The organism is Algoriphagus persicinus (assembly GCF_035156415.1).
Taxonomy (GTDB): domain Bacteria; phylum Bacteroidota; class Bacteroidia; order Cytophagales; family Cyclobacteriaceae; genus Algoriphagus; species Algoriphagus persicinus.
Genome location: NZ_JAYEEY010000008.1, coordinates 135,464 through 151,225, shown reverse-complemented (window position 1 = coordinate 151,225; position 15,762 = coordinate 135,464). Strand labels below are relative to the sequence as shown.

Annotated in this window: 14 protein-coding genes; 3 read left to right on the top strand and 11 right to left on the bottom strand. The window is 40.1% G+C overall.

Annotation, left to right across the window (positions count from 1 at the left end):
- Positions 1-16: 16 nt before the first annotated feature.
- From atpH to U3A58_RS08330, 6 genes are all read right to left on the bottom strand, one after another.
- On the bottom strand, positions 17-577 hold the full coding sequence (gene atpH / locus U3A58_RS08355; protein WP_323822960.1) for an ATP synthase F1 subunit delta: 561 nt from the start codon (positions 575-577) through the stop codon (positions 17-19).
- 9 nt (positions 578-586) lie between these two features.
- On the bottom strand, positions 587-1,081 hold the full coding sequence (locus U3A58_RS08350; protein ID WP_323822959.1) for a F0F1 ATP synthase subunit B: 495 nt from the start codon (positions 1,079-1,081) through the stop codon (positions 587-589).
- Positions 1,082-1,160: 79 nt separating this feature from the next.
- Positions 1,161-1,418 (bottom strand): ATP synthase F0 subunit C, encoded by a 258-nt coding sequence (gene atpE, locus U3A58_RS08345; RefSeq protein ID WP_057939158.1) that lies wholly within the window; start codon positions 1,416-1,418, stop codon positions 1,161-1,163.
- A 39-nt stretch (positions 1,419-1,457) separates the two neighbouring features.
- Entirely contained in the window at positions 1,458-2,483 is a 1,026-nt protein-coding gene (gene atpB, locus U3A58_RS08340; protein WP_323822958.1) for a F0F1 ATP synthase subunit A, read from the bottom strand.
- Between the two features lie 19 nt (positions 2,484-2,502).
- Positions 2,503-2,886, bottom strand: a complete 384-nt coding sequence (locus U3A58_RS08335; RefSeq protein ID WP_323822957.1) for a hypothetical protein — start codon at positions 2,884-2,886, stop codon at positions 2,503-2,505.
- 47 nt (positions 2,887-2,933) lie between these two features.
- Positions 2,934-3,161, bottom strand: a complete 228-nt coding sequence (locus tag U3A58_RS08330) for an AtpZ/AtpI family protein (RefSeq protein WP_323822956.1) — start codon at positions 3,159-3,161, stop codon at positions 2,934-2,936.
- 144 nt (positions 3,162-3,305) lie between these two features.
- On the opposite strand from U3A58_RS08330, the gene porW reads away from it, so the two are divergent.
- The 3 genes from porW to uvrC all read left to right on the top strand — a co-directional run bounded on the left by porW (position 3,306) and on the right by uvrC (position 10,105).
- Positions 3,306-5,927: a type IX secretion system periplasmic lipoprotein PorW/SprE gene (gene porW / locus U3A58_RS21930; protein ID WP_323822955.1), complete on the top strand. Its 2,622-nt coding sequence runs from the start codon at positions 3,306-3,308 to the stop codon at positions 5,925-5,927.
- Positions 5,928-5,930: 3 nt separating this feature from the next.
- A complete protein-coding gene (locus tag U3A58_RS08320) occupies positions 5,931-8,237 on the top strand; it encodes a penicillin-binding protein 1A (protein ID WP_323822954.1) in 2,307 nt (768 codons plus the stop codon).
- Between the two features lie 62 nt (positions 8,238-8,299).
- Positions 8,300-10,105, top strand: a complete 1,806-nt coding sequence (uvrC, locus tag U3A58_RS08315; RefSeq protein ID WP_323822953.1) for an excinuclease ABC subunit UvrC — start codon at positions 8,300-8,302, stop codon at positions 10,103-10,105.
- Positions 10,106-10,121: 16 nt separating this feature from the next.
- Here uvrC and porN read toward each other — a convergent pair whose 3' ends face one another.
- The 5 genes from porN to U3A58_RS08290 all read right to left on the bottom strand — a co-directional run bounded on the left by porN (position 10,122) and on the right by U3A58_RS08290 (position 15,733).
- Complete coding sequence (gene porN / locus U3A58_RS08310) at positions 10,122-10,940, bottom strand: type IX secretion system ring subunit PorN/GldN (protein ID WP_323822952.1); 819 nt, start codon at positions 10,938-10,940, stop codon at positions 10,122-10,124.
- 33 nt (positions 10,941-10,973) lie between these two features.
- Positions 10,974-12,587, bottom strand: a complete 1,614-nt coding sequence (gene porM / locus U3A58_RS08305; RefSeq protein WP_323822951.1) for a type IX secretion system motor protein PorM/GldM — start codon at positions 12,585-12,587, stop codon at positions 10,974-10,976.
- A gap of 40 nt (positions 12,588-12,627) precedes the next feature.
- Positions 12,628-13,431 carry a type IX secretion system motor protein PorL/GldL gene (gene porL, locus U3A58_RS08300; RefSeq protein ID WP_323822950.1) on the bottom strand — a complete coding sequence of 268 codons (804 nt, stop codon included), beginning with the start codon at positions 13,429-13,431 and terminating at the stop codon, positions 12,628-12,630.
- 58 nt (positions 13,432-13,489) lie between these two features.
- On the bottom strand, positions 13,490-14,584 hold the full coding sequence (porK, locus tag U3A58_RS08295) for a T9SS ring complex lipoprotein PorK/GldK (RefSeq protein WP_323822949.1): 1,095 nt from the start codon (positions 14,582-14,584) through the stop codon (positions 13,490-13,492).
- A 168-nt stretch (positions 14,585-14,752) separates the two neighbouring features.
- Positions 14,753-15,733: a PorP/SprF family type IX secretion system membrane protein gene (locus U3A58_RS08290; protein WP_323822948.1), complete on the bottom strand. Its 981-nt coding sequence runs from the start codon at positions 15,731-15,733 to the stop codon at positions 14,753-14,755.
- Between the last annotated feature and the right edge of the window lie 29 nt (positions 15,734-15,762).

The following is a 15,762-nucleotide window of genomic DNA, read 5'->3' as shown; positions in this document are numbered from 1 at the left end:
AGATTAATGCTTTTGATTAGATTTTACTTTCGTAATGATTTTGGGTAAACTGAGTTTTCAACTGTCTCAGTTTGCTACTCAATGACTCGTCAAGTTGACGATCATCTACTTTCAAAATATATCCGCCTATTAAGTCTGGATTTATTTTCTCTACCAACTGCACCGTCTGCTTACCAGAAATCTCTTTCACCACCTCTGAAAACTCCTTTCGAAGCTTGTCATCAATAGGGAAAGTGGTGGTAACTTTAGCTACCTGAATAGACTTATGTAGATTATATTGGTTTTCAAATTCCTTTGCTACATCAAGAAGAATCCCCTCTCTATTCTTGCGAGAAACGATCTCAAAGAACGTCATCGTAAGTGGATCTGATTCTTTAGCAAAAAGTGCTTTGAGAATATTTAGTTTTTTATCAGAATTGATGACTGGATTCCTAAGAACCACTTCCAATTCGTAATCACTATCTGCCAAAGCAGTCAGCCTTTGAAAATCTCTATACACCGCCTCGAGTCTTCCTTTTTCCAAAGAAAGTTCCATGATTGACTTGGCATAGCGGGATGCTACTCTCTGGTTTGACATGGAGGTGTATTAGTTAAGCTTAAGTTCTTTGATGAATCCTTCTACCAAATCCTTTTGAGACTTGTCATTAGATAGATTTGCTCTCAATAATTTGTCAGTAATATCCAAAGAAAGTGAGGCAACCTGATTTTTCACATCTGCCAAAGCAGCTTTCTTCTCCGTTTCAATGACTACCTTTGCATTCTCGATCATTTGAGCCCCTACTTTTACAGCATCTGCTTTTGCATCATCGATCATTCTCACAGAGGCATCTTGAGCTTTCTTCAAGATAGTATCTCTTTCCAATCTGGCTTCAGCAAGAAGTTTCTCATTCTCAGCTTTCAAGTTCGACATTTCATTTCTGGCAGTCTCCGCAGCTTTCAAAGCATTATTGATACTGCCCTCTCTCTCATCCAAAGCAGCTAGCATAGGCTTCCATGCAAACTTGATCAGAATAAAAAGTAGGCCTAAGAAGCCGAATAATTGCCAGAAAATAAGACCGGTACCTGGTGTAATTAAATCCATGGGGAATGTATTATTTCAAATTGTTCAATAGAAGAAAGAAAAGAGAAAGGCCTAACGCCAATCCCTTTTCATAATTTGATTAACTGATGCCCGCGATGTTTAGAGCAATCAAAAGACAGATTACCGCTGCGAACAGGGAAACCACCTCAATCAAGGCTGCAATAATCAACATTGCACCCTGGATTTTACCAGCAGCCTCAGGCTGACGAGCAATAGCTTCCATAGCCTGACCACCAATACGACCGATACCTAGGCCTGCGCCAATCGCAACAATACCTGCACCGATACCAGCTCCCATTAGAGCGTAACCAGCAGTCAACAAGATAATAGTTAACATAAGTTTAAATTTATAAATTGAACAAAGAAATTACTAAAATTAATGATCTGCATGAGCATGCTCCGCTACCGCCGAACCAATGTACATCGCTGAAAACAATGTAAATACATAAGCCTGTATAGTAGCAACTAACAACTCAATTAGATTTATAAAGGTAACCATCAGGGTACTTGCCACACCGATGGTGTACGATTCGAAGATAAAGGCCAAAGCAATAAAGCCTAAGATTACAATGTGCCCTGCTGTAATGGCCACGAAAAGTCGAACCATCAATGCGAAAGGCTTGGTAAACAAACCGATAATCTCTACAGGCACGATAATCAACAGCATCAATGGCGGTACACCCGGCGTCATAAAGACGTGCTTCCAGTAATCTTTATTACCATTCACATTCGTGATGATAAATGTCAATACTGCCAACACCATAGTGACTGCAATATTCCCGGTCATGTTTGCAGCTCCTGGGATAAGCCCAAGTAAGTTACCAAACCACACAAAAAGGAACAGCGTAATCAAGTAAGGCACAAAACGCTTGTACTGCGGACCTATAGCCTCTTTGGCAATGTCATCTCGTACGAAAATAACAATTGGCTCGATGATCGCAGCGGCACCTTTTGGAGCAACAGCACCGTTTTTCTTGTAGAATGAAGCCGCAGAAAGAGCAAACCAACCAACTACGATTAATACTATAAATAGCATAACCACATTTTTGGTGATGGAGAATTCAATGAAGCTTGCTCCATCCGCTCTACCCAAATGGTCATGCTCATCGATGAAGTATCTCTCATAAGCGTATTCTTCACCAAATTCATGAGTTTCATGATTTTGAAAATCCGAAGATTTAAAAAACTCCAGTCCTCTATCGCCAGAATAGACGATCACAGGTAGCGGAAGCGTAACATGAGTGTCTCCTAAAGTCACCAAATGCCATTCATGTGAATCCTTCACGTGATGCATGATGAAGCTAGTCTTGTCTTCTTCTTGTCCTGCGGCAAAAGTGCTGCTATTAAAACCAAGCAAAAATGCTGAAATTAAAAGACTTAGGGCCAGTATTTTACGCTTCATTAACTCTTTTTTTTGAGGGCTACTTTGAAATCGGGCGCAAGTTAGACAGAAAGGTGTAGATATCAAAAACTAAGTAGAACAAAAAAACTACGAAGAAATTCGCTATAAACAGAATAATATTCTCCATTCCTGGCCAAACAGCCAATCCTATAAAGACAATTGTGGCTATAAATCTAAGAATCATAGCTAAAACCATGATATTGAAGAAACTTTCAGCAAATGATTTCAATAAAAACCCATTCAATACACTGATCAAAAATGACATAATCAGCATGAAAAAATAAATGTCCCAGATCTTCTCGTGTACAATATCCGGCAATAACATACAAAATAAACCGACCACCCCCGCGACTGCTGCAGAGAAAAGAAAGAATTGAAGGTGTGTATTCTTAGGCAAACGCATAGTTTTCGACAGTTGACCACAAAATTAACCCAAATAATCTAAGCCCCTTAGTTATCCTGTTTCATTGACATCCAAAGTTGGTAGAAAGCAAGGATAATTGACAGGAAACAGAACAACAGCAACCAAGCTGGAAACCTCATATCACTTTTTTGCTGAAGCCACCAGCCAAACCAGGTTCCTGCCCCTATTATCGCAAAAAGCTGAAAAGAAAGCCCCATGTATTTCACATAACTGGGTGTACTTTTGGGTGCATTGTTTTTTGATTTTCGACTCATGTCCATGATTTTAATCCTTAAAACTATTAAATATCTCAAGCGAATAGCCTGCTAAATACAAATACAGAAATAATAGAGGGGCAGATTCGTTCACTAAGTAAGGCAAAAAACCTATTTTGCTACTTGAATTGGGCAAAACAACTCATGAGGATAATTTCCAGACTATCAGTAGTCATTTTAATTTTTTGCGGAGCGTGTTCTTCTGAGCGCAACACCTTTATTAACAGGACATTTCATAATGTCACTGCGCACTTCAATGCGTATTACCTAGCTGATGTAAAATTGAAAGAGGTAGAGACTGAAGTTTTTCAGAAGTACAAAGAAGACTATACGCAGATCCTTCCAGTATTTATTCCATTTGATTCTGCGACTATACAAGCTAACGCGGAGAAACTTCAATCTTCCAGAGAGCTGGCTTCTAAAGCTATTGAATGGCATAAAATCAGCAGCTGGGTAGATGATAGCTATTACCTACTTGGCAAGCTTGATTATTATCAATCGCACGTTGACGACGCCCAAAACACCTTTAAATATGTCAATGTAAATTCAAAAAGTCCGGATCTGAGGCATCAGACGCTGATTACCCTGCTTCGGCTTTATGTGGATCAGGGAGAATTTGAAAATGCCAACTTCACAATCGATTATCTCTCCAAGGAAAATCGGATCTCAGAAGCAAATCGCTACGAACTCTACAGAACGCTCGCCTATTATTACGAAAAAAGAGGAGACAAAAGTGGCGTAATTGGAGCGTTGGACAAAGCCATAGAATATTCTCAGAGTAATAAAGAGAAGTCTAGAATCAACTTTATTCTTGCCCAGCGCTATCAGCGCGAAGGCTTTGATGCTTTGGCTCATGAATATTATGAAATGTCCCTTGCAGGAAATCCTCCCTATGAGCGCAGCTTTTACGCACAACTATACGCACAACAGGTAGCAGAACTCAACGCCTCCAAAGACCTACGGAAAGTGCGGAAATACTATAACGATCTCTATGAAGACCCAAAAAATAGAGATTTAAAAGATGTGGTGATCTACGAAAGGGCACTGTTCGAAGAGAAACAGAGGGACATAGACCTTACCCTAGAGTTACTTCATCAAGCAGCCAAAGAACCTGGAAGTAATCCGCGTGTGAAAGGCTATATCTATCAGAAACTTGCAGAAATAAATCTTGCCGAATTCAAGGATTATAGAGCTACCAAATATTACCTAGATTCTGCGCTCATCTATATTAATGAAAGTGACCCAGTCGCTATAGCAATCACAAGTCAGAAAGAGTCTCTTGATCAGTATGTATTCCACTACGAAAGAATCCAAAGTAATGACAGCTTACTGAAGTTAGCGAAATTAACTCCAGATGAGCAAAAACTAGTCGCTGAAAATTATATCAAATCAGAGGAGGAGCGGCTGATGCAGGAGGCAGTGGCACTTCAAAAACCGCAAAGCACTAGTCTTTTCGACAATCTCTTAGCTTTCAGTGATAGAGGTTCTGGTTCTTCCTTTTACTTCGATAATAGCGTTGCGATGCAGCAAGGTGCTATAGATTTCAGAAGAACTTGGGGAAACCGACCATTGCAAGATAACTGGAGGAGAAGTGCTGTGAGCTTCCAAAGTGCCGCCCCCGCTGCTCCAGAGCCGACAGCTCCCGACTCCACGGTCACAGAAACAGAAAGCCTGGTCAGTCAATTACCAACTTTAGATCAGCTGATAGCAGAGATTCCTAATTCTCCGACGCAAATTGAAACGCTCAATCTTGAACTGGAGGAATCATATTTTGAATTAGGTAAACTCTTATATTTCGATCTGAAGGAAATTGAACAAAGTGTTGCCAACCTAGTAACTCTGGTGCGTGTATATCCCAATTCATCCAGAAAGCCAGAAGCCTATTATTTACTGTACTTGGCACAAAAAGATTTGAAGGGAAATTCTGCGCAATATGTCAGTCGTCTGAACCAAGAGTTTCCCGATTCTCAGTACACTTTTTCTGTAAATAACCCAGATGCAGCTTCGGGAAATCTGGCTTATGTAGAATCGTCGAAAAGATACGAGCAAGCCTATCATGCATATTATGCCGGGCAATATCAGTCCAGTAAGACTATAATAAAATCTGCCTTAGAAGAATATCCACTGACTCGCAATACGGAGCGGCTGCTACTTCTTGATATTATGGTCTCCGGCAAAACTGAAAGCCGTGCTCGGTACAGAGAACGCCTGGAAAATTATATTCAAAACACCCAAGATCTGAATTTGGTAGAATTGGCAAGGAATATGCTAAAACCATTGCTATCTCAGGCAGAGTTGGCCGAGCTAAATCCTAAAGAAAAAGAAGCTAACGATTCCACCCAAGTTGAGAACAAGGAATTGACAGGCAAAGGAGAGAATGAAACATTATCCGAGTCACCCTATGAGTACAGTGAAACCTCCACTCACATCTTTGTAATAGCGATGGAACCAAGGCAGGCCGAAGCTGCAACTAGTCTTTTACCAGATTTAGATAATTTCCATTCCGCAAATTTCTCAAAAGAAAGACTAAGAACAGGTGAAATGAATATGAACAGGGAGCATGCGATTTTCATCATCAGCCCTTTTTCAAATGCAGAAAAAGCAAAAGAGTATTTCAGTAAATTTCAACAAGAATTCAAATCGGAAGGACTTCCTGATGAAGCAAAATCCAATGCATTCGTGATTACACTTGCCAACTTTCAGGTACTGAACCAGAGCAAAAATTTAGAAGAATACAGGGCTTTCTTCAAGTCCGCTTATAAGTAAACTATGAGTAACAAAACAAAACTGCAGACGTCCACTTGGGTATCCAAGACCATAAAGTTCCTTTGGATCGCCTTTATAGTAGGATTTTTTGGATTCATTCTGTTCGTTTGGATGATTAGCATCAATTTTCTCGGGCTCTTTGGATCACTTCCGGACTTCAAAGCTTTGGAAAATCCTGACTCTCAGATTGCATCAGAATTATATTCTTCGGATGGCTTACTTTTGGGACGCTATATTCGAGAAAACCGAAGCCCTGTTAGTTACGAAGAACTTTCTCCTACGCTAGTCAAGGCATTGATAGCTACTGAGGATGTCCGATTCGAAGATCATTCGGGAATCGACATGAAAGCAATGATGAGAGTGTTTGTGAAGTCTATACTGTTGGGACAAGATGCTGGCGGTGGTTCTACCCTTAGCCAACAAACAGCCAAAAACCTTTTTAAGACCAGAACCGACGCAAGCAATGGTCTACTCAGTTCAGTACCCGGGCTTCGTATGCTTATCATTAAAACCAAGGAATGGATTGTAGCCACACAACTGGAAAAATCCTATACTAAAAATGAGATACTTACACTTTATCTCAATACCTCAGATTTCGGATCAAATGCCTTTGGAATTAAGACCGCTTCAGAGACTTTTTTCAATAAGAAACCTTCTGAATTAGCCACACAGGAAGCAGCAGTACTAGTAGGTCTATTCAAAGCCCCTTCTTACTATAGTCCTGTGTACAACCCAGATAATTCATTGAGAAGAAGAAATACAGTTTTAGCCCAGATGATGCGAAATGACTACCTGAGCAGGGAGGAGTTTGATTCATTATCCGCTTTACCTATTGAGCTGGACTACAGTGTGGCTAATCAAAACAAAGGTTTGGCAACCTACTTTAGAGAAATAGTGAAAGCCGACCTGTTAAAATGGACTAAAGAAAACCTAAAATCTGATGGATCTTCCTATGATCTTTATGGTGATGGTCTTCGCATATATACGACCATCGACAGCCGAATGCAGCGCTATGCAGAAGAAGCAGTAGCAGATCATATGAAAGCTCTACAAGGAAAGTTCTATAAGGAAATGGGTACACGAGATCCATGGGTAGATGGAGACAACCGAGTCATCCCAAACTTCATTGAAGATGCAGTAAGAAGGACAGAAGCATACAGGCTGCTGAAGATCAGATATGGAAACGACAGTGATTCCATCAATCTCAAGCTGAATGAAAAGAAGAAAATGAAAGTGTTTTCTTGGGAAAAAGGGGAAATAGACACACTCATGAGTTCCATGGATTCCCTCAGATATTACAAAAAATTCCTTCAGACAGGATTTATGAGCATGGATCCACATACCGGCCAAATCAAAGCCTGGGTAGGCGGTTTGGATCACAAATATTTTAAGTTTGATCACGTCATGAGAGGCAAGCGACAGCCAGGCTCTACGTTCAAACCTTTTGTATATGCAGCGGCTATTGAAAATGGATACAGCCCATGCTATAGCGTTATCGATCAACCAGTGGAGGTCTATATTCCTGGTCAGCCTGCATGGAGCCCTTCCAATGCTGATAGTAAATTTACCTATGAGAAAATGACTATTCGAAAGGCAATGGCTAGATCAGTCAATTCCATCACTGCTTATATGATGAAGAAGCTGAGTCCAAAAATAGTGGTGGAAACAGCCCGCAGGCTAGGTATAACCAGTGACTTGGAAGAAGTACCGGCATTAGCTTTAGGAGTAAATGATGTGTCTATTTTCGAAATGGTGGGAGCTTTTGGCACCTTTGTCAACAAAGGTGAGCATACCACACCTTTCTATATAGACAGAATTGAAGATAAAAATGGAAATGTAATCCAACAATTCACCGCTAAGAAAAGACCAGCGATGAGTGAAGAACATGCTTACCTGATGACCTATATGCTTCGAGGTGGATTTGAAGAATCATCTGGAACTAGCCAGGGCGTTCCTTATTCGCTGCGCGAAGGAAATGAACTTGGAGGAAAGACTGGCACAACCCAAAATGCCTCCGACGGATGGTATATGGGTATTAGTAAAGATCTCGTAAGTGGGACTTGGGTAGGCGGAGATGATCGCGCTATCCACTTTAGAAGCTGGATAGATGGACAAGGTGGTAGAACCGCACGACCTATTTGGGTGGAATATATGACAAAAGTATATGCGGATAAAAGCTTAGGATATACCAAAGGGCCTTTTCCAAGACCCGATCGGCCGCTAAGCATAGAGATAGACTGTGATGTCTATGAAAAAGAAAGCCAACGATTTGCTGATTTTGATTACGATGTGAAGAAAAACGATTTCTAGAAAAATATAAATCCACTTTCAAAAACAGCCTTAATCCAAGGCTGTTTTTTTAATTTTAGACCATGCAGTCATCCTCCTTTTTGCCTATTGATCACCTTACCCTCCCAGATCATCCGGGGGTGTACAAGTATTTCAATGAGGAAAATGAATTAATCTATGTAGGCAAAGCAAAAAGCCTGAAAAAGCGAGTAAGCAGCTACTTCAATAAGAATACTGGTGTAAATCTCAAAACCAGAAAAATGGTCAATGAGATTCGTAGAATAGAAATCACATTAGTGGACAGTGAATTTGATGCGCTCCTACTTGAGAATAACCTGATAAAAAAATCTCAGCCAAAGTATAACATTCTACTCCGCGACGATAAAACATATCCATATCTGCTGTTGACAAAGGAGAACTTTCCCCAAATTTTCCCAACAAGGAAAATGATTCCAAGAAAAGGAACCTACTATGGCCCCTTTGCAAGTGTAAAGGCAATGAATAATGTGCTAGACTTGATCCGGGAGTTATTTACCATACGAACCTGTAAGCTTGATTTATCTCCTTATAAAATCGCTGAAGGAAAATATAAAGTTTGCTTAGAATACCACATAGGCAATTGTCAGGGGCCTTGTGTAGGATTACAAAATGAAGCAGATTACTTAAGGGAATTGGAGCATGCCAAGCATATTCTAAAAGGAAATCTAGGAGTGGCTAAAATTTATTTCAAGCAGGAAATGCAACAGCATGCAGAGAACCTGGAATTTGAAAAAGCACATAAGCTAAAGGGAAAGCTAGAATTGCTTGAGAAGTATCAGGCCAAATCATTGATTGCGAGCCCTTCCATAAATAACCTTGACGTATGTACCATTGTTTCCGATGAGAAGAATGCATATGTAAATTTCATGCGTGTGAAAAATGGCGCTCTGATCACGTCTAAAAATGTAGAGCTTAAGAAGAAACTCGATGAATCAGATGAGCAATTGCTCCTAACCGCCTTAATCCGACTTCAAGACCAATTCCAAAGTGACGCTGAAGAAGTTTTGTTAAATCTTGAAATGACAGAACCCATCGAGGGCTTGAATGTATTCATGCCAAAAATCGGCGACAAGAAAAAACTAATTGAGCTCTCTTTGAAAAATGCGCTATACTACAAAAAAGAAAAAGCACTATTAATTGGTCTCAATCAGGACAAAAAAGACCGCGTGATCCGCCAACTTCAACAAGATTTAAGCTTAGCAGAAATCCCGGATCACATCGAATGCTTTGATAATTCAAATATCCAAGGCACAAATCCTGTGGCCAGCATGGTGTGCTTCCTAAACGGTAAACCCGCTGTAAAAGAATATCGGCACTATCATATAAAAACCGTAGTAGGGCCAGATGACTTTGCAAGCATGAAAGAGGTGGTTGGGCGTAGGTATAAGCGCTTATTAGATGAAGACAAGCCTTTGCCAAAACTTATAGTAATCGACGGCGGAAAAGGGCAGCTTTCCTCAGCGGTAGAAGCCCTAAAAGAACTAGGAGTCTATGGACAAATGCCAATTATCGGTATAGCAAAACGACTGGAGGAAATCTACTTTCCAGGTGATTCCTATCCTGTTCACATTGACAAGAAATCTGAAAGCTTAAGACTACTGCAAAGAATTCGTGATGAGGCTCACCGCTTTGCAATTACTTTCCACAGAAATGTGAGAAGCAAGAATGCATTTGGTACTCAGCTCACTGCAATACCCGGTATTGGGGAAACCACGTCCGCCAACTTATTAAGCCATTTCAAATCAGTAAAGAAAATAAGTGAAGCCAGTGAACAGGAAATAGCTGAGGTCATTGGTACTAGTCGAGCAAGGACTTTGATAGAATGGAAAGAAAAAAATAAAGGGGCTTAAAAAGCCCCTTTTAATTTTACCACTCCCAGAGGGAGTTTTCATATTCTAATAACTTGTACTCAAATTCGAGAGCATCAACATAAGCCTGCATATCTGGATTTGGATGATCTACAGCCACGAGATCCGCAATCAATGCCTCCTCCGAATTAGTAAACCTCCTTACCACAGATCGGAATAACCTAGTTTCGAAAGCTTGGTCATATGTCAAGCTTTTAGAAACGTTCTGGAAATTCATCCATCTTGCTTCCGGATGATCTTTAAAGTAGTTATAGAAATCTTTGTAACGAATAAAAGCTATGGTTTTTTGACCAGCATTAGAATTAGTTTCTGAAGGCATAACCAATTCAAGATACTTGATATCAAATACCATATCAGAATGATGCTTGTCAAAGACAAAATCTTCTTTAAAATCTAAGTAATAAAGCTGCTTTGAAAAGATACTGTCACCAGTAGCATTCAACCAGAAATTGTCCTGAAATTCAGCAATAGATAATGGCTGGGTAAATTCTTCATCACCAAATACTTCTAAGGCATTCTCCTCTACAATAGCTTTGTAAATGTGATTTACGATTCCATTTGCCTTGGTATCTCCAGACCCATACAACGGTTTATTGTACTTTTCACGAAGGTCAATTCTTCTCCATACCCCAATTTGGTACATTTTATCATCTTCTCTGATCCTTTTGGCAGAGTAGACTGTGTCCATATTAAACTGACGATCACCATAGCCTGAAGGACTCACGCTTGTGGCTGGAATCTGAGCCTCACTAGCAAGTGGCGCAATGCCTACTGCTATCAGCAGAGATAGGATTAATTTTAAAAGAAGCTTTTTCATAATCATTCGTTTATCATAATCCCCAATATCGCTTTACTTAACACGAATAGGGACAACTTGTCTTAATTCTGAAGGAATTTTATTTCCCCTAAAGTTTGTTCTAGTTACCTGTCTAATCTCGAAAACTACAACATCACCAGTTCTAGCACTTTCTAGTAAGGAACGCATTGCTAGACTATTACCATTTGAGATTTGGACTGTCTGTCTTGGCACTTCATTTCTCAATAATCTCATTTCACCACCTGTCACATCGAAACTAGCATCTTTGGACATGGTTCTTGCGAAAGTAGGTTCTGCCTTCGCCAGCATTTTAAGCCCCATCAGAGAAGCTATTGCTTGAGCTTGGCTCAAGTCAATCTCAGATCCATTGGATGTAACTGGAACTAAAGAAGGTAAAGGAACCGGCTTAATTTCATAATCAACGTTACCAATTTTATTACCTCCACTACTCACTCCAATATCAACTTTGCCAGATGCTCCTGGCACAATGGTCAATTGCCCTGGCTTACTTCCTTTGATAGACTGTCCATTGGTAACAGTAAACTCTGGGGAATAGGTATTCCCTAAGGCCGGTACTTCAATCAAAAGCTCATTGGCACAATCTGCATAGAGCTGATTAACTACTTCAGAGGAAACCTTAATAACCGGTTGGGCTACGAAATATTCATACTCTACTGGGAGTACTTTATCCTCACCGCCAATATTGGTGATAATTTCACCATTAATAATTCTTCTTGCCAATCCACGCTCATCATACTCAGTCGCAGGAGTTACAGTAAATTCAATCTTACCAAAGCCTTTCGGATCTACTGTGACAGCACGGCCATCGATAGTCATCGTCGGAGCTGCTGATGTAGAACTTGATGCGATAAACATATCTGCTTCAAATTTGGTACCTGCTGCTACTACATTAGACAACGCTGCAATCCTAGCTTCAGTCACATCCGCTTTGAAAAAGAATGAACCAATCGTATTCTGCACGGCGGTTAATGATTCGCTTTCTATATTCAAAACTTCGTTTTGATATTGGGAGATTAATGCGATAACAGCACCCACTGGAGATTTTACAAAGTTAAGTTTCTCAAAACTCATGTTCCTTGCCTCACGATCGTTTGCAAATAATTCAATGTCTTTGGCATCTTTTGCAATAGCATCAAACGTTAAGTCTCCAAGACCCACACTGGACAATATTTCAGTGATTTTGGTAGGATAAGCATTCAGCCTGGCCTTCATCTCCTCACCTTTGCCCTTATTTACGAAGATATTACCTGTAATTTCTGTATTCTTTAGATTTGCATTAACAAAGTTGCCTTCGTCATTCTTAGCGTTAGATTGTAGAATCAAATCCTTTTTGATCGCTTCCAAATAATCAGTGACCTCAGCTGTTGCAGTTCTGATTTGCTGGGCTGCAGCCACTTTAGGTACATCTACTTCCTTATTTCCTTGCTGTTCTACCGTATATGCGATAGACTCAACTGTTTTTTCATTCTTATTGATAAAATTCCGAGATGTTCTTTCCATCCCATCATTAATCAATACAAATTTCTGGAGGATTTGGTTACTTACCTGGAGGGCCAATAGGGCCGTTAAAACCAGGTACATCATACCAATCATCCGCTGTCTAGGTGTCTCTTTAGCTCCTGCCATTTTTAAGTTTTACTGGAATTTAAAATGAATTGAAGAGAAATTAACCTTTCATAGCGGATAGCATTCCACCATAGATCTTATTCAACGAACTCACGTTCTGATTCAATTTTGATAATTCTGTTTTGAAAGCCTGTGTTTCCTTGCCTGCCTCTGAGAGGCCTTCCATAGCCGCAGTCATATTGGCATAGAACTTATTCAATGTCTTCACATGACTGTTTGCATCTTGAAGCTCCATTTCATAGACAGAATTCAATGCAGAAAGATTTTTTGTAACTGTAACCACCTGATTATGGTATGCTTTTGCATCTTGAGATGCAGCAGACATTTCCGTAAGTGCCGCTGCTGTTTTACTATACGATGCGTTCATATCCACCAAAGTTTTGGCAGCAGACTTTACGTTAGTTGCATATTCATTAGTGGCGACTGCTGCATCGGATAGGTTACCCATCTTCTGAGCAGAAGTAGCTAGATTTTGCATTCCTTTGCCTAGGCTTTCGATCAATTCCGGGCCTACTTTGGCGTTAGCTAGCATTTCATCTAGCTTCTGAGAAACCTGATCTCCACCAGCCGCACCTTTTTTGGCTTTTGGAGCTCCTAGTGCATCGCCTGCTAATTCCGGATATACTTTAGACCAATCTAAATCTTCATGGCGTGGCTCAAATGCAGAAAGGAAAAATATAAATGCCTCTGTAGTAAGTCCAATACCAATCATCCAATTGGCTCCAGTCCAATCTAAGATTTTGAACATCGCACCAAGAATAACGACCGCAGCACCAATACCATAAACCTTTGGCATTATGCTGGAATAAAATTTTGCTGAAAACGAGTTACTGTTGCTAGCCATGTGTTAAAATGTAATTAAGGTTTTAAGGTAATTTTCGTATATGTAAGAATAGGGTGATCTATCTTCTTCTTCTTGTTGAATTTTTCACATCCATAGATCCTGAGCGACCAATAAATGTCATTTTTGTCCTGAATCCAATGTGCGCTTGAGCTACGTCTTCGTACTCATAGGTTCTTGTACTTGTCTCGAGGTAATGAGCAATATCTTTCCAGCTCCCGCCTCTGACAACTTTTCTAGGTTCATTAGGGTCTTCATATACTGGATTCAAATCCCATGTAATAGAGCTGGAGGTTGTAGCATAGGCATCGAGTACCCATTCGGCAACATTTCCGGACATATTGTAGAGACCATAACCATTTGGTGCAAAAACATCCACAGGTGCAGTATAGGCAAAACCATCATCTATGTAATTTCCCCTTCCGGGTTTAAAGTTTGCCATTAAGCACCCTCTTTTATTCTTCAAGTAAGGACCGCCCCAAGGATATTTGGCTACTTCTTTACCGCCTTTGGCTGCGTATTCCCACTCTGCCTCTGAAGGAAGTTCAAATGCAGGCCCATCAAAATCGCTTTCATCATTTGCTCTCATGTGATAGGTTCTCCATTCACAATATTTTTTAGCCTGATCCCAACTGACGCCGACCACGGGATAATTATCAAAAGCTGGATGATCAAAGTAAAACTCCATCAATGGATCACCATAGTGGTATGCAAAGCTCGTCGACCAAACTGTGGTATCTGGTCTGAGCTCTTCATAATTCAATTGAGGAGGATCTTTAAGAGTAGTAGGAGTACCTGTTTCATAGGTTCCGCTTTTCACAGATTCTAAAAATTGACGGTACTTGTTGTTGGACACTTCGTATTTGTCCATAAAAAACTCCGAAATGGTGATTTGCTTGTTCAGGGCAGATTGCGTGTATGCGATATCTTCATCTGCCTGCCCCATCCAAAATGTCCCAGCTTTAACTGGAACCATATCGTATGGAAGGCTCTGTTGCCAGTTGGCTCGTTTCGGAACACCTGTCACCTCACCTCTTCTATTCATCTTTTCGCTAGCTGAACCTTTCTTATTAAAAAGACCGCAACTCGGCAAAAGCGTCACTATTGCCAAACCTAGGGTCATGGACATTAAGCGAACATTAATTTTTCTATACATAAATGACGTTTTTTCGTTCATCAAATAATTACGCTGTGTAAAGTATTCTCAAGAGTCGAAATTTAGCTGAATTTGGCTCAATAATGCAAATAACCTGCCAAAATATAAGACAATGATAACACCTGGGTAAATCTCGTATTTATTAAAACCACAAAAATTTGGATAAATTCAGAACCTAAATCTTGGTGTCCTTTGAATTACACGCTGTACTTCACTGCTCACATTTGACAGCGTATAGCGGAGCATTAGTTCATGACTTGTAGGCGATTTAGCCTCAATTCCACTAAATACTAAGTCAAATGCATACCCCAATTTAAGGGAATTGTCTTTTAACAAACTGTAACCTAGAATAAAGGATACTGATTCTTCTCCTCTAAATCCTATCCCTCCACTTATCTTATTCTGATGCGTAGCAATAACGCTCGCTTCATAAGAAAAATTATTAAAGGACACTGATTTTAATAAAAAACTAGGCTCAATTGAGAGCTGACCCACTGGCCGAAATCTATAGCCAACAAGTAAATATGAGTGATTTTTTAATTGATTTGCATATGAACCATCACCAAAATCAAAGTTTGGTTCATTGATATGTCTGGTACTTAGACCTATATAATAGTTGCGCGAATCTAATAACAACCCTGCTCCAAAATTTACATTTACTTGGCTCTCCTTGCCTACTACTGGGAGATTTGGCTCAGGATTCACTACAATGAGCTCACCATAATCTAACGAACTGGAATACATGCCTAAATATGCACCAAAACTTAGGATTGAATTAGTGAGCTTTTTATGATAGGCTCCCTGTAGATTGATTTCCAAATTTCCAGTGGCGCCTAGTTGATCATTGAGAATCGTAAGACCATATCCAAAGTTTTTGCCTTCTAGCCTTCCTTGTGCTGTTACCAATTGCGTAACCGGTGCTCCTCCTTGGCCAGTATTTGTAGTATAATTCAACCACTGGGAGCGATGTAAAGCTGAAAATCTAAATCCTCCTTCTTTTCCTGTAAATGCCGGATTGTAGTACATGCCATTGTACATGTATTGAGTAAATTGAGAATCTTGCTGGGCCATCAGCGAAGAAATCTCAAAAAAGAACACTAAGAGAAGTGAATATCTCAAAAAGTATTTGCCATGGCCTCTTTGGATCATTGTATCGTGGTTTCGTCTAACATTTTAAC

What these genes read in the sequence shown, in the direction of transcription:
- atpH (WP_323822960.1), bottom strand. Translation starts at nt 577, where the DNA reads ATGTCAAACCAGAGAGTAGCATCCCGCTATGCCAAGTCAATCATGGAA.
- U3A58_RS08350 (WP_323822959.1), bottom strand. Translation starts at nt 1,081, where the DNA reads ATGGATTTAATTACACCAGGTACCGGTCTTATTTTCTGGCAATTATTC.
- atpE (WP_057939158.1), bottom strand. Translation starts at nt 1,418, where the DNA reads ATGTTAACTATTATCTTGTTGACTGCTGGTTACGCTCTAATGGGAGCT.
- atpB (WP_323822958.1), bottom strand. Translation starts at nt 2,483, where the DNA reads ATGAAGCGTAAAATACTGGCCCTAAGTCTTTTAATTTCAGCATTTTTG.
- U3A58_RS08335 (WP_323822957.1), bottom strand. Translation starts at nt 2,886, where the DNA reads ATGCGTTTGCCTAAGAATACACACCTTCAATTCTTTCTTTTCTCTGCA.
- U3A58_RS08330 (WP_323822956.1), bottom strand. Translation starts at nt 3,161, where the DNA reads ATGAGTCGAAAATCAAAAAACAATGCACCCAAAAGTACACCCAGTTAT.
- porW (WP_323822955.1), top strand. Translation starts at nt 3,306, where the DNA reads ATGAGGATAATTTCCAGACTATCAGTAGTCATTTTAATTTTTTGCGGA.
- U3A58_RS08320 (WP_323822954.1), top strand. Translation starts at nt 5,931, where the DNA reads ATGAGTAACAAAACAAAACTGCAGACGTCCACTTGGGTATCCAAGACC.
- uvrC (WP_323822953.1), top strand. Translation starts at nt 8,300, where the DNA reads ATGCAGTCATCCTCCTTTTTGCCTATTGATCACCTTACCCTCCCAGAT.
- porN (WP_323822952.1), bottom strand. Translation starts at nt 10,940, where the DNA reads ATGAAAAAGCTTCTTTTAAAATTAATCCTATCTCTGCTGATAGCAGTA.
- porM (WP_323822951.1), bottom strand. Translation starts at nt 12,587, where the DNA reads ATGGCAGGAGCTAAAGAGACACCTAGACAGCGGATGATTGGTATGATG.
- porL (WP_323822950.1), bottom strand. Translation starts at nt 13,431, where the DNA reads ATGGCTAGCAACAGTAACTCGTTTTCAGCAAAATTTTATTCCAGCATA.
- porK (WP_323822949.1), bottom strand. Translation starts at nt 14,584, where the DNA reads ATGTATAGAAAAATTAATGTTCGCTTAATGTCCATGACCCTAGGTTTG.
- U3A58_RS08290 (WP_323822948.1), bottom strand. Translation starts at nt 15,733, where the DNA reads ATGATCCAAAGAGGCCATGGCAAATACTTTTTGAGATATTCACTTCTC.